Annotated in this window: 16 protein-coding genes, 1 tRNA gene and 1 pseudogene; 9 read left to right on the forward strand and 9 right to left on the reverse strand. The window is 63.2% G+C overall.

Annotation, left to right across the window (positions count from 1 at the left end):
• The first annotated feature begins 3 nt into the window (after window positions 1-3).
• From FRZ40_RS13615 to lpxC, 5 genes and pseudogenes are all read left to right on the forward strand, one after another.
• Window positions 4-755: pseudogene (locus tag FRZ40_RS13615) on the forward strand (cell division protein FtsQ/DivIB).
• 27 nt (window positions 756-782) lie between these two features.
• Window positions 783-2,015 carry a cell division protein FtsA gene (gene ftsA / locus FRZ40_RS13620; protein WP_028371745.1) on the forward strand — a complete coding sequence of 411 codons (1,233 nt, stop codon included), beginning with the start codon at window positions 783-785 and terminating at the stop codon, window positions 2,013-2,015.
• 123 nt (window positions 2,016-2,138) lie between these two features.
• On the forward strand, window positions 2,139-3,332 hold the full coding sequence (gene ftsZ / locus FRZ40_RS13630; RefSeq protein WP_028371746.1) for a cell division protein FtsZ: 1,194 nt from the start codon (window positions 2,139-2,141) through the stop codon (window positions 3,330-3,332).
• A gap of 238 nt (window positions 3,333-3,570) precedes the next feature.
• Window positions 3,571-4,080 carry a peroxiredoxin gene (locus tag FRZ40_RS13635; protein ID WP_028371747.1) on the forward strand — a complete coding sequence of 170 codons (510 nt, stop codon included), beginning with the start codon at window positions 3,571-3,573 and terminating at the stop codon, window positions 4,078-4,080.
• A gap of 270 nt (window positions 4,081-4,350) precedes the next feature.
• On the forward strand, window positions 4,351-5,268 hold the full coding sequence (gene lpxC, locus FRZ40_RS13640) for a UDP-3-O-acyl-N-acetylglucosamine deacetylase (RefSeq protein ID WP_147234383.1): 918 nt from the start codon (window positions 4,351-4,353) through the stop codon (window positions 5,266-5,268).
• A 93-nt stretch (window positions 5,269-5,361) separates the two neighbouring features.
• Here the strand turns inward: lpxC and FRZ40_RS13645 are convergent, their stop codons facing one another.
• Complete coding sequence (locus FRZ40_RS13645; protein ID WP_028371749.1) at window positions 5,362-5,865, reverse strand: DciA family protein; 504 nt, start codon at window positions 5,863-5,865, stop codon at window positions 5,362-5,364.
• Window positions 5,866-6,173: 308 nt separating this feature from the next.
• Here FRZ40_RS13645 and secA point away from each other — a divergent pair, with 308 nt between their 5' ends.
• The 4 genes from secA (at window position 6,174) to FRZ40_RS13665 (ending at window position 11,724) form a co-directional block, all read left to right on the forward strand.
• On the forward strand, window positions 6,174-8,984 hold the full coding sequence (secA, locus tag FRZ40_RS13650) for a preprotein translocase subunit SecA (RefSeq protein WP_147234384.1): 2,811 nt from the start codon (window positions 6,174-6,176) through the stop codon (window positions 8,982-8,984).
• Between the two features lie 149 nt (window positions 8,985-9,133).
• Window positions 9,134-10,375, forward strand: coding sequence for a bifunctional glutamate N-acetyltransferase/amino-acid acetyltransferase ArgJ (gene argJ, locus FRZ40_RS13655; RefSeq protein ID WP_147234385.1), 1,242 nt, complete (start codon window positions 9,134-9,136; stop codon window positions 10,373-10,375).
• A 39-nt stretch (window positions 10,376-10,414) separates the two neighbouring features.
• Entirely contained in the window at window positions 10,415-11,284 is an 870-nt protein-coding gene (locus FRZ40_RS13660; protein ID WP_028371752.1) for an ATP-binding protein, read from the forward strand.
• Window positions 11,281-11,724: an NUDIX domain-containing protein gene (locus FRZ40_RS13665; RefSeq protein ID WP_028371753.1), complete on the forward strand. Its 444-nt coding sequence runs from the start codon at window positions 11,281-11,283 to the stop codon at window positions 11,722-11,724. Before FRZ40_RS13660 ends, FRZ40_RS13665 begins: the two co-directional genes overlap by 4 nt.
• Window positions 11,725-11,792: 68 nt before the next feature.
• On the opposite strand, the gene FRZ40_RS13670 is transcribed toward FRZ40_RS13665, so the two are convergent.
• The 8 genes from FRZ40_RS13670 to FRZ40_RS13705 form a co-directional block, all read right to left on the reverse strand.
• Window positions 11,793-11,987 (reverse strand): DNA gyrase inhibitor YacG, encoded by a 195-nt coding sequence (locus FRZ40_RS13670; RefSeq protein ID WP_028371754.1) that lies wholly within the window; start codon window positions 11,985-11,987, stop codon window positions 11,793-11,795.
• 59 nt (window positions 11,988-12,046) lie between these two features.
• Window positions 12,047-12,802: a cell division protein ZapD gene (gene zapD, locus FRZ40_RS13675; protein WP_147234386.1), complete on the reverse strand. Its 756-nt coding sequence runs from the start codon at window positions 12,800-12,802 to the stop codon at window positions 12,047-12,049.
• A gap of 195 nt (window positions 12,803-12,997) precedes the next feature.
• Window positions 12,998-13,600, reverse strand: a complete 603-nt coding sequence (gene coaE, locus FRZ40_RS13680) for a dephospho-CoA kinase (RefSeq protein ID WP_147234387.1) — start codon at window positions 13,598-13,600, stop codon at window positions 12,998-13,000.
• 3 nt (window positions 13,601-13,603) lie between these two features.
• On the reverse strand, window positions 13,604-14,533 hold the full coding sequence (locus tag FRZ40_RS13685) for a prepilin peptidase (RefSeq protein WP_147234388.1): 930 nt from the start codon (window positions 14,531-14,533) through the stop codon (window positions 13,604-13,606).
• A 31-nt stretch (window positions 14,534-14,564) separates the two neighbouring features.
• The gene (locus tag FRZ40_RS13690; RefSeq protein ID WP_147234389.1) at window positions 14,565-15,785 is read right to left on the reverse strand and encodes a type II secretion system F family protein; all 1,221 of its coding nucleotides are present in this window, start codon (window positions 15,783-15,785) and stop codon (window positions 14,565-14,567) included.
• Window positions 15,782-17,035, reverse strand: a complete 1,254-nt coding sequence (locus FRZ40_RS13695) for a GspE/PulE family protein (RefSeq protein WP_147234390.1) — start codon at window positions 17,033-17,035, stop codon at window positions 15,782-15,784. The genes FRZ40_RS13690 and FRZ40_RS13695 overlap by 4 nt, the downstream gene beginning before the upstream one ends.
• 95 nt (window positions 17,036-17,130) lie before the next feature.
• Window positions 17,131-18,435 carry an HlyC/CorC family transporter gene (locus FRZ40_RS13700; RefSeq protein WP_028371760.1) on the reverse strand — a complete coding sequence of 435 codons (1,305 nt, stop codon included), beginning with the start codon at window positions 18,433-18,435 and terminating at the stop codon, window positions 17,131-17,133.
• A 179-nt stretch (window positions 18,436-18,614) separates the two neighbouring features.
• Window positions 18,615-18,691 (reverse strand) — tRNA-Pro (locus tag FRZ40_RS13705).
• Window positions 18,692-18,708 lie beyond the last annotated feature (17 nt).

An 18,708-nucleotide genomic window follows, 5' to 3' on the forward strand; every position in this document is an offset into this window, starting at 1 on the left:
GACATGTGGAACAACGTTCGCCAGCTCAATCTCGCCGCCAACGCGTTGCACGCGTTGTTGCTGCTCGTGCTGCTGGCGGCGGGCGGCTACTGGCTGATCCAGCGCCCGAACTTCGCGCTGCGCGAAATCCGCATCGACGGCGACACGGAACACATCAATTCGCCGACGGTGCGCGCGGGTGTGGTCGGACGGTTGAAGGGCAACTTCTTCACCGTCGATCTCGACACGGCGCGTCAGGCATTCGAGCAGATGCCGTGGGTGCGTCACGCGAGCGTGCGCCGCGTGTGGCCGAACGCGCTCGCGGTGACGCTCGAAGAGTACAAGCCGATCGGCACCTGGGGCACCGATCAGCTGGTGAGCACCGACGGAGAGGTGTTCACCGCGAACCAGGGCGAGCTCGAAGAAGAGCTGCCCGCGTTCGATGGCCCGGAAGGGTCGGCGAAGGAAGTCGTCGCGCGGTATCGGGACTTCAGGAAGTGGTTTGCGCCCGTTGGCGCGACGCCGGATGAAGTGACGCTGTCGCCGCGTTTCGCGTGGACGGTGAAGCTGTCGAACGGCATGCAGGTCGAACTGGGACGCGAGCGCAATCAGGACACGCTCGCCGACCGCTGCAAGCGGCTCACCGCGGCATGGGGCGCGGTGACGCAACGTTGGGGAAGGACATCGAATATGCGGACTTGCGCTATCCGAACGGCTTCGCCATTCGTGCGGCAGGCATGCGCTTCATTACGGAACCCGACAAGGGCAAGAAGTAACAGGACATCACACGCAATGAGCACGCTATGAGTAAAGACTATAAAGATCTGCTGGTAGCCCTCGACATCGGCACGGCGAAAGTGGTCGCCATCGTCGCCGAGTTGAAGGGCGAAGGTCATTACGAGGTGATCGGACTCGGCCAGAGCGAATCGAAGGGGCTCAAAAAAGGCGTCGTGGTGAACATCGAGGCCACGGTGCAGTCCATTCAACGGGCGCTCGAAGAAGCCGAGCTGATGGCCGACTGCAAGATCACGAACGTGTTCACCGGGATCGCGGGCAGCCATATCCGCAGCTTCAATTCGAGCGGGATGGTCGCGATCAAGGAAAAGGAAGTGACGCAGACGGACGTCGCGCGCGTGATCGAAACGGCCAAGGCGATCAACATTCCGACCGATCAGCAGGTGCTGCACATCCTGACGCAGGAATTCATCATCGACGGCCAGGAAGACGTGCGCGAGCCGATCGGTATGAGCGGCATCCGTCTCGAAGTGAAGGTGCACATCGTGACGGGTGCGGTGAGCGCGGCGCAGAACATCGTCAAGTGCGTGCGCCGCTGCGGCCTCGAAGTGAACGATCTGATCCTGCAGCCGCTGGCGTCGTCGCTGGCCGTGCTGACGGAGGACGAAAAGGAACTGGGCGTGGTGCTCGTCGATATCGGCGGCGGCACGACGGACATCGCGATCTTCAGCGAAGGCGCGATCCGTCACACGGCCGTGATTCCCATCGCCGGCGACCAGATCACGAGCGACATCGCGATGGCGCTGCGTACGCCGACGCCGGATGCCGAAGACATCAAGGTCAGCTACGGCATCGCGAAGCAGGCGCTCGCCGATCCCGACGAGATGATCGAAGTGCCCGGTCTTGGCGAGCGCGGTCCGCGCACGCTGTCGCGCCAGGCGCTCGCGGCCGTGGTCGAGCCGCGCGTGGAAGAACTGTTTTCGCTCGTGCAGCAGGTGGTGCGCGAGTCGGGTTACGAAGAGCTGCTGAGCTCGGGCGTCGTGCTGACGGGCGGCGCGTCGATGATGCCGGGCATGGTCGAGCTGGGTGAGGACATTTTCCTGAAACCGGTCCGAATCGGCGTGCCGGAATATGCAGGCGGCCTCGCGGACGTGGTGCGCAATCCGCGTTATTCGACGGCGATGGGTCTGCTCGTCGAAGGACGCTCGCAGCGCATGCGTGGGCGCAAGGTCGCGGTGCAGTCGGGATCGATGGGTCAGGTATTCACGAGGATGAAGGACTGGTTCCTCGGCAATTTCTAAAAAGAATTCGAAGTAAAGGGAAATTCGCGCCAGTGCCGGCGGCTGGCGCGCGACAGGAGGTTGCCCGATCTCCTGCCGAATAACGGCCGAGTAGCGGGTACTTTTTTTCTTGACGGAGGCAACATGGAATTCCAGATGCTGGAAACGGAAACCAACGGCACCATCATCAAGGTGGTGGGCGTCGGTGGTGCGGGCGGCAACGCAGTGACGCACATGATCAATCGCGGCGTGCAAGGCGTCGATTTCATCGTGATGAACACGGACGCTCAGGCGCTGTCGCGCTCGCGCGCACCGAACGTCATCCAGTTGGGCAACACGGGTCTTGGTGCAGGCGCAAAGCCCGAAATGGGCCGCGCAGCAGCAGAAGAAGCACGTGAGCGCATCGCCGACGCACTGCGCGGCGCACACATGGTGTTCATCACGGCAGGCATGGGCGGCGGCACGGGCACGGGCGCAGCACCCGTGGTCGCGCAGATCGCCAAGGAAATGGGCATTCTGACGGTTGGCGTCGTCAGCAAGCCGTTCGAGTTCGAAGGCGGCAAGCGCATGCGCGTCGCTGAAGCCGGTTCGCAGCAACTGGAGGATCACGTCGACTCGCTGATCGTCGTCCTGAACGACAAGCTGTTCGAGGTGATGGGCGATGACGCCGAAATGGACAAGTGCTTCCAGTGCGCCGACGACGTGCTCAACAACGCAGTGGCCGGTATAGCGGAAATCATCAACGTCGATGGCCTGGTGAACGTCGACTTCGAAGACGTGAAGACGGTGATGGGCGAGCAGGGCAAGGCGATGATGGGCACGGCGACGGTGGCCGGCGTCGATCGCGCGCGTCTCGCGGCGGAACAGGCTGTCGCCAGCCCGCTGCTGGAAGGCGTCGATCTGTCGGGCGCGCGCGGCGTGCTGGTGAACATCACGTCGAGCCGTTCGCTGCGTCTGTCGGAAACGCGCGAAGTGATGAACACGATCAAGAGCTATGCTGCTGATGACGCGACCGTGATTTTCGGCGCGGTGTACGACGACGCGATGGGCGATGCGCTGCGCGTGACGGTGGTGGCAACGGGTCTGGGCCGCGCTGCGAAGAAGCAGCAGCAAACGCCGATGACGCTGCTGCGCACGGGCACGGACAACCAGCCGGTCGGCGCGATGCAGCATGCTTACACGCCGCAACACGCAGCGACGGCGGACTACGGTTCGCTGGATACGCCGGCAGTGTGGCGTACGTCGCGTGACACGGCTGCTTCGCACGTGCAGGCGCTGCAGGAAAAGGGCGTCGATACGTACGACATCCCGGCCTTCCTGCGCAAGCAGGCAGACTGAGGCTCACGCAGGAGCGGGCTTTCTGCGGCGTAATCTGATGTTTGTGTGATTGCGCGCAGCAGAAGTGCACGAGCGTGGCGGGTGGAATGGCGAACAGGCCGCGTGGGGTAACGCGCGCGGCGTGGACAGGTGCCCTCTTCGTTAGCGCGAAGCGGTTCGGGTCACTGTCGCCGGATGAAACGTCCACTGCGGCACGAGTACGTGCGAGCGTGCTCCGCATCGATGCGAAGGAACGAGCATGATTCAGACAGGTGAAAAGCTTCCCCAGGCGACCGTTTACGAGTTAATCGAAGACGAGCGCGAGGGCTGCACGATCGGGCCGAACAGCTTCGACGTGCGCGAGCAGACGGCCGGCAAGCGCGTGGTGATCTTCGGATTGCCGGGCGCCTTCACGCCGACCTGTTCGGCGAAGCACGTGCCGGGCTACGTCGAGCAGGCAGAGAAGTTGCGTGCCGCCGGTATCGACGAGATCTGGTGCGTATCCGTCAACGACGCGTTCGTCATGGGCGCGTGGGCACGCGACCAGCGCACCTCGGGCAAGGTGCGCATGATGGCGGACGGCAGCGCGGCTTTCACCAAAGCGCTCGGTCTGGAGCAGGATCTGTCGGCGCGCGGCATGGGAATCCGTTCCCAGCGCTACGCGATGGTGGTCGACGACGGCGTGGTCAAGACGCTGCACGTCGAAGCACCCGGCAAGTTCGAAGTCAGCGATGCGGCCAGTATTCTCGCGACGTTGAGCCAGGCATGACGCGGCCTTGAAGCTTCGTCGCGGCGGCAAGACGCTGTTTGTTGCGCTGCGGCAACGTTTTTTGTGACCCCGTTGTGACAGGCCGTAACGCGGGCCGATGACCGGAAACGCCTCCGTTCCGGGCATCGGCCCGTCACGCTTCCCGATCAGGTAACGTAGAGAAACAGATTGAAACGCCAGCGCAAGGGCGCTGCGGAAACGATTGGAGTATAATTCGTGCTATGAATTAAAAAATCCTGATTAGGATTTTCAATCGAATAGAAGACCACCATGTTGAAGCAGCGCACTATCAAACAGATCGTCAAAACGGTTGGCATCGGCCTGCACTCGGGGCGCAAGGTCAACCTGACGCTCCGCCCGGCCTCGCCGGACACGGGCATCGTGTTTTGCCGCGTGGATTTGCCCACGCCGGTGGACATCCCCGCGTCGGCGATGGCGATCGGCGATACGCGGCTTGCATCGGTGTTGCAGAAAGACGGCGCGCGCGTGTCGACTATCGAACACCTGATGTCCGCGTGCGCGGGCCTCGGGATCGACAACCTGTACGTCGACGTCACCGCTGAAGAAATTCCCATTATGGACGGCAGCGCGGCGTCCTTCGTGTTCCTGATCCAGTCGGCGGGAATCGAAGAGCAGAACGCAGCGAAGAAATTCATCAAGGTTACGAAGCCTGTTGAAATCCGCGACGGCGACAAATTCGCGCGTCTCGATCCGTACTTTGGCTTCAAGCTGAAATTCACGATCGACTTCCGCCATCCCGCCGTCGACAAGACGGGGCAGGCGCTCGAAGTGGATTTCGCGAACACGTCGTACGTGCGTGAAATCGCTCGGGCCCGGACGTTTGGCTTCGCGCATGAGGTCGAAATGATGCGCGAGCTGGGCCTTGCGCGCGGCGGCAGCATGGACAACGCGATCGTGCTCGACGAGTACCGCATCCTGAACAACGACGGCTTGCGTTACGACGACGAGTTCGTGAAGCACAAGATGCTGGACGCGATCGGCGACCTGTACGTGGTCGGCCACCCGCTACTGGCGGCTTACGACGCCTACAAGTCGGGTCACGGCCTGAACAACCAGCTGCTCCGTGAACTGCTGGCGCATGAAGATTCGTACGAAATCGTCACGTTCGACGATCCGCTGAAGGCGCCGCGTGGGTTCGCCTACGACACGCAGACGGCGTTTGCCTGAAGCCGGCGATTTAACGGCGGATCAAGCATGAACGAAAAAGCGGCCTGAAAAGGCCGCTTTTTTCATTTCCGCACGTTGTTTCGCCGACGAGGCTTACTTCCGGTGGCGAGCCGCCATGCGCGCCAATGCGGCCTGCAGCGGCGAAGGCTCAAGCGATTCGCTGAGCGCATGCAGCGCATCGGCCCCGACGCGCGACATCCGCGCTTCTTTCGCCCGCGGCGCTTCTTTCGCCGGCTGCGGACGCACGCGAATCCTCAGGGAATTGACGGGCCAGCCGCGCTGCTGCAAATCCGACAACAGACGCGGCTCAAGATGCCGCAGCCGGGCGGCAAGCGCGTTGTGCGCGGCGAACAGCGCGAGCACGCCGTCCTTGATGAAACCGGGCTCGACGCTCGTCGCCAGATAATCGGGCAGAAGCTCAGTGAGGTCGCGTTCCAGCGCAGCTACCTGCTCGACGCCCGCGCGCAAGGCGGCGAATGCGTCGGTGCGATTCAGGACTTCAGCGATGGCCTGCGGCCGGCGCACGTCGAACGACCGGGAACCCAGCTTCGGGCCCGGCTTCAGCGATTGCCTTGAAAACGGTGGAAAACGGCTCATCTCGGATCGTATTGGCAGCACGCGCCCCGCGCGCGCTCATGCCGCGATTGTACCGTGCGGCACGGGCGCTCAACGCCGTTTCGCGACCGGCCGGACGGCCATGCCGGCAATGCTCCGGGCCTGGCCGGATGGCCAACCATCTTGCCGCTGACACAGGCGTACGCGGGGGCGCGTGCTAAAATCCGTGATTCGAATTTACTCTTGGACCTAAGCCGCCGAGGCTTCTTCGGCCAAGGGTTGCAACAAGGTAAAGAGGTGTAAAAACCGGCCTTGCAACCTGACCGAAACCGCGACGCAACCACGATCCGATGACCACCGGTTTTCTACAAAAGATTTTTGGCAGCCGCAACCAGCGGCTCGTCAAGCAATATCAAAAGACCGTCTTGGCGATCAATGCGCTCGAACCGCAGATCGAGCAATTGACGGATGATCAACTGCGCGCGAAAACCGTGGAGTTCCGGCAACGCGTGAGTAGCGGCGAGTCGCTCGACAAGCTGCTGCCCGAGGCGTTCGCGGTCTGCCGCGAGGCGAGCAAGCGCGTGCTGAAGATGCGGCACTTCGACGTGCAGCTGATCGGCGGCATGGTCCTGCACTACGGCAAGATCGCAGAAATGCGCACGGGGGAGGGCAAGACGCTTGTCGCGACGCTGCCCGTGTATCTGAATGCGCTGTCGGGCCGCGGCGTGCACGTCGTGACGGTGAACGACTACCTCGCGCAGCGCGACGCCGAGTGGATGGCGCGTCTGTACAACTTCCTCGGGCTGTCGGTCGGTATCAACCTGTCGCAGATGGATCACGGCCTCAAGCAGGAAGCCTACGCCGCGGATATCACCTACGGCACGAACAACGAGTTCGGCTTCGACTACCTGCGCGACAACATGGTCTACGAGACCGACGCGCGCGTGCAGCGCGCGCTGAACTTCGCGGTCGTCGACGAAGTGGACTCGATCCTGATCGACGAAGCGCGGACGCCGCTGATCATCTCCGGCCAGGCTGAAGATCACACCGAACTCTACGTGCGCATGAACGCGCTGCCGCCGCTGCTCGATCGCCAGATCGGCGAAGAGAAGGCTGACGGCACGGGCGTCGAGAAGCCGGGCGACTATACGCTGGACGAAAAGGCGCGCCAGGTGTTTCTGACGGAATCGGGCCACGAGAAGGCCGAGCGCCTGCTCGCCGAGTGGGGCCTGATCGGCGAGGGCGAAAGCCTTTACGCGCCGCAGAACATTACGCTGATGCACCACGTGTACGCCGCGCTGCGCGCGCACACGCTGTTCTACAAGGACCAGCATTACGTCGTGCAGAACGGCGAAGTGGTGATCGTCGACGAATTCACGGGCCGTCTGATGGCGGGCCGCCGCTGGTCCGACGGTCTGCATCAGGCCGTCGAAGCGAAGGAACACGTGAAGATCCAGAGCGAGAATCAGACGCTCGCTTCGATCACGTTCCAGAACTACTTCCGCATGTACGCGAAGCTGTCGGGCATGACGGGTACGGCCGACACCGAAGCGTACGAATTCAACGAAATCTACGGCCTCGAAACGGTCGTGATTCCGACCAACCGCCCGCCGAAGCGGATCGACAAGCAGGATCAGATCTACAAGACGGCGCTGGAGCGCTACAACGCGGTGATTCGCGATATCCGCGAATGCTACGACCGCGGTCAGCCCGTGCTGGTCGGCACGACGTCGATCGAAAACTCCGAACTGCTGTCGCAACTGCTGCACAAGGCGGGGTTGCCGCACGAAGTGCTGAACGCGAAGCAGCACGCGCGCGAAGCGGCCATCGTTGCGGAAGCGGGCCGTCCGAAGCGCATCACGATCGCGACCAACATGGCTGGCCGCGGTACCGACATCGTGCTGGGCGGCAATGCCGAAAAGCAGGCCGCATTCATCGAAGCCGACCTGTCGATCCCCGAAGACGAAAAAGCGCCGCGCATTCAGAAGCTGCACGACGAATGGCAGGCGCTGCACGATCAGGTGAAGGCCGCAGGCGGTCTGCACATCATCGGCACCGAGCGTCACGAATCGCGTCGTATCGACAACCAGCTGCGCGGCCGCGCTGGCCGTCAGGGCGATCCGGGTTCGTCGCGTTTCTATCTGTCGCTGGAAGATCCGCTGCTGCGCATTTTCGCGGGCGACCGCGTGCGCGCCATAATGGACCGTCTGAAGATGCCGGAAGGCGAGGCGATCGAGGCAGGCATCGTCACGCGTTCGATCGAATCGGCGCAGCGCAAGGTCGAAGCACGCAACTTCGACATCCGCAAGCAGCTGCTCGAATACGACGACGTGTCGAACGATCAGCGCAAGGTGATCTACCAGCAGCGCAACGAACTGCTCGAGGCGCACGACATCACCGAAACGATCGGTGCGATGCGTCACGGCGTGATTACGGACGTCGTCCGTCAGTTTGTGCCGGCGGGCAGCATCGAGGAGCAGTGGGACGTGCCTGAGCTCGAAGAAGCGCTGCGCAACGACTGGCAGCTCGATCTCGCCATCCAGGAGATGATCAACGAGTCGCAGCAGATCGACGCAGACGAAATTCTCGAAGCCGTGACCGCCGCCGCGGACGAGGCCTACGAATCGAAGGTCGAGCAGGTCGGCCGCGAATCGTTCAGCGCGTTCGAGCGCTCGGTCATGCTGCAGACGCTCGATCGCAGCTGGCGCGAACACCTCGCCGCGCTCGATCACCTGCGTCAGGGTATCCATCTGCGCGGCTACGCGCAGAAGAACCCGAAGCAGGAATACAAGCGCGAGGCATTCGAACTTTTCGCCGCGATGCTCGACTCAGTGAAGCTCGAAGTCACGCGTATCGTGATGAACGTGCAGATCCAGTCGCCGGAACAGCTGGAACAGGCGGCCGAGGAGATGGAAGAGCAAGGCAGCCATCTGGAGAACGTCGAGTTCCGTCACGCCGATTACTCGGAAGGTGGCGCGGCCGTCGCGGCGGCGCCCGTCGCCGCGAATGCAGCGGCTGCCATGATCGGCGACGCGATGGCTCACGGCGGCAGCGCGGCAGCGCCGCTGTCGGGCGACAGCGTGCCGAAGGTCGGCCGCAACGATCCTTGCCCATGCGGCAGCGGCAAGAAGTACAAGCAGTGCCACGGCAAGATCGCGTGACACACGAAGGCGGCGCGCATCATGCGCGCCGCGTCGTTTGGAGCGTGCATTGCTGGTGATTTCGCGGTGGCGCGGTTCCATCCGGCGCCATCAACCTTGATCCTCGATGCCGGCGCTCGCCGGCATTTCGTTCTCGACAGGTCGCAAACATGGCTGTCAATTTCCCCTCGATCGATCCCGCTCAACTCCATCCCGTCGCCGGCGTCACGCTAGGCTGGGCCGAGGCGAACATCCGCAAGCCGAACCGCAAGGACGTACTCGTCATTTCCGTCGACGAAGGCGCGACAGTGGCGGGCGTGTTCACGTCGAACCGTTTCTGCGCCGCGCCCGTGACGGTGTGCCGCGAGCATCTCGAGCGCGTGCGTACGGGCGGCAAGGGCATCCGCGCGCTCGTCGTGAACACGGGCAACGCGAATGCAGGCACGGGCGAGCCGGGCATGAAGCACGCTCGCGAGACCTGCGACGAACTCGCGCGGCTCGCCGGCATTGCGCCCGAACAGGTGCTGCCGTTCTCGACGGGCGTGATTCTGGAGCCGCTGCCTGTCGACCGTCTGAAGGCCGGGTTGCCCGCCGCGCTGGCGAACCGCCAGGCGGCGCACTGGTATGACGCGGCGCAGGCCATCATGACCACCGACACGCTGCCGAAGGCCGTGTCCCGCCAGGTGCGGATCGACGGCCATACGGTCACGATGACGGGCATCAGCAAGGGCGCCGGCATGATCAAGCCGAACATGGCGACGATGCTGGGCTTCCTCGCGTTCGACGCGAATGTCGCGCAACCCGTGCTCGATGAACTGGTGAAGCACGTGGCCGACCGCTCGTTCAACTGCATCACGATCGACGGCGACACGTCGACGAACGACTCGTTCATTCTCATCGCGTCGGGCAAGTCGAGCCTGCCCGCGATCACGTCGACCGATTCGCCCGCGTACGCCGCGCTGCGCGACGCCGTAACGGAAACGGCGCAACAGCTTGCGCAACTGATCGTGCGCGACGGCGAAGGCGCGACGAAGTTCATGACGGTGCAGGTGGACGGCGGATCGAGCGTCGCCGAATGCCGCCAGATCGCGTATGCGATCGGCCATTCGCCGCTCGTGAAGACGGCGTTCTACGCATCGGACCCGAATCTGGGCCGCATTCTGGCCGCGATCGGCTATGCGGGCGTGACCGATCTGGACGTCGGCAAGATCGACCTGTATCTGGACGACGTGCTCGTGGCGAAGGCGGGCGGACGCAATCCCGAATATAAGGAAGAAGACGGACAGCGCGTCATGAAGAAGGCGGAAATCCTGATTCGTGTGGTGCTCGGCCGTGGCAATGCGCAGGCGACCATCTGGACGTGCGATCTGTCGCACGACTACGTCAGCATCAACGCCGATTACCGTTCCTGATTCGATTCCGATCCGCTCCCGATCTGTTCCAACAGCCACATGGATAAACTCGAACAATTCCTGACCCGCGCCGAAGCCGTGCTGGTGCGGCTCGAAGCGATGCTTCCACCTGCCTCGCCCGAGATCGACTGGGCGGCGGCCGTCGCGTTCCGTTGGCGCAAGCGCCAGGGGCGCGGCTATCTGCAGCCGGTGCCCGCCATCTCGACCATTTCGCTCGACGATCTGCAGAACATCGATCGCCAGAAGAACCTCATCGAGCAGAACACGAAGCAGTTCGTGAAGAAGCAGCCGGCCAACAACGTGCTGCTGACGGGCGCGCGCGGTACGGGCAAGTCGTCGCTGATCAAGGCCTGTCTCAACGCTTACTCGAAGGACGGTCTGCGTCTGATCGAAGTCGACAAGGACGATCTGCACGATCTGGGCGATATCGTCGATCTGATCTCGATGCGTCCCGAACGCTTCATCGTTTTCTGCGACGACCTGTCGTTCGAAGAAGGCGAGTCGGGCTACAAGGCGCTGAAGGTGGCGCTCGACGGCTCGGTCGCTGCGCAATCGGACAACGTGCTGATCTACGCGACGTCCAACCGCCGCCATCTGCTGCCGGAGTACATGAGCGATAACGAGACGTACAAGCACACGTCCGACGGCGAAATTCATCCGGGCGAAGTGGTCGAAGAGAAGATCTCGCTGTCCGAGCGCTTCGGCCTGTGGGTCAGCTTCTATCCGTTCAAACAGGACGACTATCTGTCGATCGTCGCGCACTGGCTGCATCACTTTGGCTGCAATGACACCGACGTCGAGGCGGCGCGCGGCGACGCGCTGATCTGGGCGCTGGAGCGCGGTTCGCGCTCGGGGCGCGTCGCGTGGCAGTTCGCGCGCGACTGGTCGGGCAAGCGGGCGCAAGCATGAACGACGCAGCGCAAAACGGCGTGCAGAACGCGGGCGAGGTGAACGAAGCGGGTCGTCCTGTGACGGAGGTGGCCGTCGGCGTGCTCGTTCAACCCGATGGCCGCTATCTGCTCGCACAGCGGCCCGCCGGAAAGCCGTACGAAGGCTACTGGGAGTTTCCGGGCGGCAAGCTGGAGCCGGGCGAATCCGTCGAAGCGGCGCTCGCGCGCGAATTGCATGAAGAGCTTGGTATCGACGTGCAGGCGAGCCACCGCTGGCACGTGCTCGAGCACGACTATCCGCACGCGTACGTGCGTCTTTATTTCTGCAAGGTCACCGCGTGGGACGGCGAGCCGCACGGACGCGAAGGTCAGGCATTCGCGTGGCAGACGCTGCCCGCTCAGGTTTCGCCGCTATTGCCAGCGACGATCCCCGTGTTGGAGTGGCTGGCGGCGGAATGAATTGATGGGCATGACGTGACGGGCATGACGCGCCGCTACGTCGAGGGCCGATCCGCGGCGCTCGACGTTCAGTGCGAACGGTGTTCGCCGGGGGTCTCGTCGGTCGGCGGTTCCTCATCGGTGCCGCCGATCTTGTACTTTTCGGCAGCCCACGCGCCGAGATCGATCTGCTTGCAGCGCTCGGAACAGAACGGACGGAAGCGGTTCTCGGGAGTCCAGCGGACATCCTTTCCGCAGCTCGGGCATTTGACTACAGTGGCCATTCGATCAGACGTTCAATCGCAAACAATAAGAGCACGTAAGTGCGGTTGTCTGCGTCAGATTAAAGACTGCAAAGCGTCAACTGGAACGGCACGTCGACATCGACGGCACGCGGACGCAGATCGCCGTCCTGTACCGTGAAGCGCACCCACAGCATGTACTTGTTGGCGCTCGCTTCCGGAATGACGCGCAATTCCGGTACCACGCGTACCTGCATCAGCTGATACGTGCGCCCCGACAGCATCTGCTGATAACTGCCCTGCATCGCCATCACCTTCGAAGCCTGCCCCGATTCGCGCGCGAGCCGCAGCACGATCGCGGCCGCATCGCGCAACGGCAGAAGCGGCATGATCCACTTGGCGATGTCCTGGCGACGCTGGTCCGGATGCGTCTGCTGCCACGCGTAGTACGACGGAAGATCGAATTTGCAGGTGCCGCCAGGAATGATGGCCCGGCTGCGGATGCTCGCCAGCCACTCGTTGTCCGCAAGATGCTGGCCAGTCTTGCCTTGCATTTGCGTCAGTCCGGCGAGCGTCTGTTCGATTTCGCCGAGCACAGCTTCGAGCGCATTCTGCTCGATGCCCGGATTGCCGCGAAACGGAGCGAGCGTTTGACGCTGCCGCTCCAGTTCCTTCATCAGATCGGACTTCAGATCCGCGCGGCCCGCGACTTCGGAGATTTCGAACAGCGTAGTCAGCGCGACGTGATGTTCCCTGGCATCTTCCTGAGTCAGAAAGAACGTGAAGCGCTCGAACAGATCTTCGAGGCGCAGCAGCGTCCGGATTCGCTCATTGAAGGGATACTCGTAAAGAATCAAGCGGGCTCGCCTCGGGCGTGGTCGGTGACGGAATTGCAGGACATTCTAATGCCGTGAGACTACCCCCGCAATCACACACTTTTTCAGCGAGCTTCTGTCAATTTTTGCACTGCTTTGCGCGCATTCGTTGCGTCGAGGCGCCGATCCCGACAACATGCGCGCACATTACAGACGTCGAGCAGAATCGCTCGCGGCCTACACGCCAGCGAGCGAAACATACGTGCGATGCAACTGATCGACATCAACGTCGAGTTGTTCGAGCGAACGGGCGTCGTTAATGATGACGTCGTCGGCGGCTGCGAGGCGGGCTTCGCGCGTGGCCTGACGCGCGATGATCGCGAGCACCTGTTCGCGCGTGAATGCATTGCGCCGCATCACGCGTTCGATTTGCGTCTCGACGCTGCAATCGATGGCGAGCACGCGGTTCACGCGCGCTTTCCAGCTACCCGACTCGACGAGCAGCGGCACCACGACCATCACGTAAGGGCCTGATGCCTGCTGACGCTGGCGCTCGGTCTCCGCGCGGATCAACGGATGCGTGATCGCCTCGAGCCGTTTGCGAGCGGTTTCGTCGCTGAACACGAGCGCACGCATGCGGGCGCGGTCGAGCGAGCCGTCTGCGGCAACGAACGATGAGCCGAACTCCGCGGCGATAGCGGGCATCGCAGGACCGTTCGGCGCAGTGACGCGATGCGCGATCACGTCGGTATCGACGAGCGTCACGCCGCGCTTCGCAAACAGATCGGCGACAGTGGACTTGCCGCTGCCGATGCCGCCCGTCAATCCCACAGCAAACATGCGTCAGCCTCCCAAAGCCATGTAGAGCGGCGTACCGAGAAAGAGCGTCACCGCGCCGCCCGCCGCGAGAAACGGGCCGAACGGCAGCGGCTCTTCGAACCGCATGCGTCCGATCCACGTTGCGACGAGACCCACGACAGCCCCCGTCACGGCGGCAATCAGAATGATCTGCGGCAGCGCAGCCCAGCCAAGCCACGCACCGAGCGCGGCCAGCAGCTTGAAATCGCCGTAACCCATGCCTTCGATACCGCGCACGATCTTGAACAGCCAGTGTACGCACCATAGCGCGAGATAACCCGCGATCGCACCGATCACAGCATCGTGCAGGCTCGCGAATACCGTATTGAAATTGACGATGAGACCAGCCCACAACAACGGCAAGGTCATCGAGTCCGGCAGCAGATGTGTATCGATATCGATCGCGCTCATTGCGAGCAGCGTCGCGCACAAGCCGAATGCCGCGAGCGCCGTGCCCGTTGCGCCAAACGCGACGAGTGCGCCCAGCGCCAGCGCCGCGCTGGACAGCTCGATCAGCGGATAGCGGAAGCTCACGCGCGCCTGGCACTGTGAGCATCGGCCGCGCAACAGCAGATAGCTGATTACGGGGAGGTTTTCCCATGCACGCAGCACGTGGCCACAATGAGGGCAGGCGCTGCGCGGCAGCCAGAGATTGTAGCGTTCGGGCAACCCGTCTTCGTCGAACGCGTGGCCCGTTGCTTCACTGACTTCAGTGCGCCACGCGCGTTCGAGCATGATGGGCAGTCGATGCACGACGACGTTCAGAAAGCTGCCGATCACGAGACCGAAGACGATGACGAACGCGATCTGCGCGCCCGCCGGCAACGTGCCGAAGGCCGTGCCGAGGCTGTCCGCGAAACGGGCAAGCGGGCCGGTGAGGGAAGGTTCTGATACGGACGTGAGCGGGATCGGCATGATCGATTGTGTGGATTCGGCTGCGATGCTACTACACCACGTTGCCGAGTTGGATGATGGGAAGATACATCGCGACGACCAGACCGCCGACCAGTCCGCCGAGCACGACGATCACGAGCGGTTCGCACAGGCTGGCGAGCCCCGAGATCTTTTCGTCTACCTGACGATCGCTCAGCGACGCCACGTCGAGCAACATCGTGTCCAGCGTGCCCGATTCTTCGGCGACGGCGACGGGCTGCACGATCGCTTCGGGAAAGCATCGCGCTTCCCGCATAGCGGGCGCGAGCCGAACACCGCGTCGAAGCTCCGCTGAGATCGCGACAGTCGCGCGATCGAACCACGCATTGCCCGTTGCGTGCGTGAGCGAATCGAATGCGTCGGCGAGCGGCGTGCCCGCCGACAGCAGCGTGCCGAGCGCACGGCTCCAGCGCGCAGCGCATAGCGTGGCGAGCAGCGGACCGGCGAACGGCAGCCGCAACGTCGTTCGCGCGAAGCGCAAACGAGCCGCTTCCGAGCGTCGTAACACATGACGCATCGTGAACACGATGGCGCAGGCGATCGACGCGAAGGGTACGCTCCAGCGGCCGGCGGCAGCCGACATCGCCAGAACGAGCTGGGTCGGCGCGGGCAGCTTTGCGCCGAAGCCGTCGAAAATCTGCTTGAACGTCGGCACGACCCACACGAGCAGCGCGGTTGTGATTGCGAGCGCGAGCAGGAGAATCGCGACGGGATAGGTCAGCGCAGCGCGTACTTTCGCGCGCTGGGCTGCGGCGCGTTCGCGGTCGTCGGCGAGCCTTGCAAGCACGGCGGGCAGCGCGCCGGATGCTTCACCTACTTCGACTAGCTGGCAATACAGCGCGTTGAACTGCGCGGGATGACGGGCGAGGGCCGACGAGAAGCCGAGGCCCACCGTGATGTCGCGGGCGAGCGCGTTCACGATGCGCGGCATGCCTTTGGCTCGCGTGCTGTCTTTCGACGCCTGCGCGAGGAGTTCGAGCGACGACGCGAGCGGCAACCCTGCGCGCAGCAGACTAGACAGCTGACGGGTGAACTGCGTGATGTCGGCGGCGCGTGCTGCCGGTTGGGGCGCCGGGCCGCGCGCGCTCCATTCGACGGCATAGAGCGCGTCCTGTTTCAACGTTGCGCGCGCCGTCGAAAGATCCGGCGCGATCACGGTTCCGCGCCGTCGCACGCCCTGCGCGTCGAACGCGCGCCACTCGAAGCGCTGTTCCCTGATCGCCGTATCGGTCATGCAACCTCCGTCGCACTCAATGCTTCCGCGAGGCTTGTCGTGCCGTCGAATGCGCGGGCGAGCGCGGCTTCGCGCAAAGTCTGTACGCGTTCGGCTTGCGCACGTCGCGCGAGTTCGTGCGTGCCGGCGCGCGCGACGATGAGTTCGCGCATCGCGTCCGAGATCGGCATCACCTGATGGATGCCGACGCGTCCTAGAAAGCCGATCCCATGACAGGCTTTGCATCCGAGAGGAACGTACGGACGCCACTGCGCGACCTGATCGTCGGGTACGCCGGCCGAGCGCAACGACGCGCGCGTTTCCGGCGCGTGTTGTTTGCATGCCGGGCATAGGCGCCGAACGAGCCGCTGCGCAGTGACGAGACGCAGCGCTGCAGCGAGGTTGTACGGCTCGACGCCTATGTCGATCAGGCGTGCGATGGCGGCGGGCGCGTCGTTCGTATGCAGCGTCGATAGCACCAGGTGGCCGGTTTGAGCCGCTTTGACGGCCACGTCTGCCGTCTCTTCGTCGCGGATTTCGCCGACCATGATGACGTCGGGATCCTGGCGCAGAAACGCGCGCAGCGCGACGGCGAATGTCAGCCCCGCCTTCTCGCGCACGCTGACCTGATTGATGCCCGCGAGCTGGATCTCGGCGGGATCTTCGACCGAACACAGATTGCGTGACCCGGAGTTCAGGAGTTGCAGGAAGCAGTACAGCGACATCGTTTTGCCGCTGCCCGTCGGACCTGTGACCAGTACGAGCCCGTGCGGCGAACGGATCTGCCCCTCCACGATGTCGCGCTGCCCGGGGGCGAGTCCGAGCGAATCGAGTGAAAGATCCGCGGGCAGCGCTTCGAGCCTTCGCAGCACGAGCTTTTCGCCGAACAGCGTCGGCAGCGAGTTCACCCGATAGTCTTCGACGCGGCCTGCCGTCACGGGCAGACGCAAACGGCCGTCCTGCGGTACGCGCCGCTCCGCGATATCCATGCGCGCGAGCACTTTTACGCGTGTGATGAAGGCGTCGCGCAAATGAGCGGGCGGCCGCGCCAGTTCATGCAGCACGCCGTCGACGCGCAGACGCATGCGCCAGCCGCGCTCCATCGGCTCGATGTGCAGATCGGATGCGTTGCGGCGCGCGGCCTCCTGCAGCGTGTCGGCGAGCAGGCGAACGGCGGGTGGGCTGTCGGCGTCGGTCGTGACAGGTTGCAGCGCCGGCCTGTGCGCCGTGGCGTTGGGCGTGGACGTTGCGGTGTGGGAAGGAGTGCGCATCGAAAACCGGCAGCGAGCCGCCTGTAGAACATGACGGCTTCATCATCCGGGAGCGCGTGCGCGGTCGCTATTCGGCCGAATGGCCAGGTGTGATGTCAGCGGCCGACAAGTCGTTTGATCTTCGAACCCGGCGGCGGACCGGGGCGAAAGATCTTGACGGTTCTGATCGCCTGGTCGTCGCTGCGCATTACCTCCAGCTTGACGTCTGCGATCTTCACGCAGACATCTCCCTCAGGAATTTCTTCGAGAATTTCCAGGATCAATCCGTTCAATGTCTTCGGGCCATCCGTCGGCAATTTCAGTTGCAGCCAGCGGTTGAGTTCGCGCAGCGGCATGCTGCCCGCGACGATACACTCGCCGTTTTCGTTCCAGCCGCCGCGCGAACTCGCGCTACGCGGCACGGATGTCGTGAACTCGCCGATCAGTTCCTCGATGATGTCCTCGGGCGTCACGAGTCCTTGCAGTTCGCCGTATTCGTCGACGACGAGCGCCGTGCGATGGCGGCTTTCCTGGAAGAATTGAAGCTGCTGGAAGACGGGCGTGCCCGTCGGCACGAAGTACGGTTCGGCGAGCAGTTCGCGCAGCGTCTCGCGCTCCAGTTCCTGGTTGTGCAGCGCGGACAGTGTCTTGCGCACGTGAAGGACGCCGAGCACGCGGTCGAAATCGCCCTGATAGACGACCAGCTTGTTGTGATAGCAGGTTTCGAGCTGATGCAGGATCTGCTCGAAGGGCGCATCGAAGTCGAGCGCTTCGATACGGCGACGCGGGATCATGACGTCGTCGACGGTGATGTTCTCGAGGTCGAACAGGTTCAGCAGAATGCTGCGGTGTTTGGTCGGCATGAAGCTGCCGGATTCGAGCACGATGGTGCGCAGTTCCTCCGTCGACAGCCGCTGGTCGTGTGCGCCTTTCGTGTTGATGTGCAGCACGCGCAGGATGCTGTTCGCGAACAGGTTGACGAACCAGATGAGAGGCTTCGACACGCGCATCAGCGGCGCGATCAGCAGGCTGGCGGGCAGCGCGATCTTTTCCGGAAACGTCGCGCCGACGATCTTCGGCGTGATTTCGGCGAACACGATGATCAGGAAGGCGACGATACCCGTGGCGATCGACAGCACGACGTTATTGCTGCCGAACGTGTGCAGGGCGATCGACGTAGTCAGCACCGGGATGATCGTGTTGAACAGGTTGTTGCCGATCAGGACGGCGCTCAGCAGCTCATCGGTACGCGCGAGCAGGCCCTGGGTCGTTTTTGCGCCGAGCGCGCCCTTGGTCGCGAGATGTTTCAGCCGATGACGGTTGATCGCCATCATCGCCGTCTCGGTAATGGAAAAGAAGCTGGAGCAAATGAGAAGCAGGACGACGGCGCCTATTTGCGCCCATAAGGGAAGTTGTTCCACGCGACGTGAATAAGAGAAGGGGAGGGATTGGGAGAATATAGCAGAGGGTCTGGGAGCCCTCAGTAGGCGGACGGACAGCTTGATCTTGCGCGGGTGTTCAACGCCGGGCGGTACGCAATGGCGGATTTCCGGAAAGACAGGCGAAAAAAAACCGCGCAATGCGCGGTTTTTTCAAAATCTGGTCGGGGTGAGAGGATTCGAACCTCCGGCCTCTACGTCCCGAACGTAGCGCTCTACCAGGCTAAGCTACACCCCGATTTGGTACTGCTGTCA

It is taken from the genome of Paraburkholderia azotifigens, assembly GCF_007995085.1.
Classification (GTDB): domain Bacteria; phylum Pseudomonadota; class Gammaproteobacteria; order Burkholderiales; family Burkholderiaceae; genus Paraburkholderia; species Paraburkholderia azotifigens.

Bases quoted from the DNA above. Each gene is read 5' to 3' on its own strand.
- FRZ40_RS13685 (WP_147234388.1), bottom strand. From the start codon at position 14,533: ATGCCGATCCCGCTCACGTCCGTATCAGAACCTTCCCTCACCGGCCCG.
- secA (WP_147234384.1), top strand. From the start codon at position 6,174: ATGACCACCGGTTTTCTACAAAAGATTTTTGGCAGCCGCAACCAGCGG.
- lpxC (WP_147234383.1), top strand. From the start codon at position 4,351: ATGTTGAAGCAGCGCACTATCAAACAGATCGTCAAAACGGTTGGCATC.
- FRZ40_RS13660 (WP_028371752.1), top strand. From the start codon at position 10,415: ATGGATAAACTCGAACAATTCCTGACCCGCGCCGAAGCCGTGCTGGTG.
- FRZ40_RS13635 (WP_028371747.1), top strand. From the start codon at position 3,571: ATGATTCAGACAGGTGAAAAGCTTCCCCAGGCGACCGTTTACGAGTTA.
- argJ (WP_147234385.1), top strand. From the start codon at position 9,134: ATGGCTGTCAATTTCCCCTCGATCGATCCCGCTCAACTCCATCCCGTC.
- FRZ40_RS13690 (WP_147234389.1), bottom strand. From the start codon at position 15,785: ATGACCGATACGGCGATCAGGGAACAGCGCTTCGAGTGGCGCGCGTTC.
- FRZ40_RS13645 (WP_028371749.1), bottom strand. From the start codon at position 5,865: ATGAGCCGTTTTCCACCGTTTTCAAGGCAATCGCTGAAGCCGGGCCCG.
- FRZ40_RS13695 (WP_147234390.1), bottom strand. From the start codon at position 17,035: ATGCGCACTCCTTCCCACACCGCAACGTCCACGCCCAACGCCACGGCG.
- FRZ40_RS13670 (WP_028371754.1), bottom strand. From the start codon at position 11,987: ATGGCCACTGTAGTCAAATGCCCGAGCTGCGGAAAGGATGTCCGCTGG.
- ftsZ (WP_028371746.1), top strand. From the start codon at position 2,139: ATGGAATTCCAGATGCTGGAAACGGAAACCAACGGCACCATCATCAAG.
- ftsA (WP_028371745.1), top strand. From the start codon at position 783: ATGAGTAAAGACTATAAAGATCTGCTGGTAGCCCTCGACATCGGCACG.
- FRZ40_RS13665 (WP_028371753.1), top strand. From the start codon at position 11,281: ATGAACGACGCAGCGCAAAACGGCGTGCAGAACGCGGGCGAGGTGAAC.
- coaE (WP_147234387.1), bottom strand. From the start codon at position 13,600: ATGTTTGCTGTGGGATTGACGGGCGGCATCGGCAGCGGCAAGTCCACT.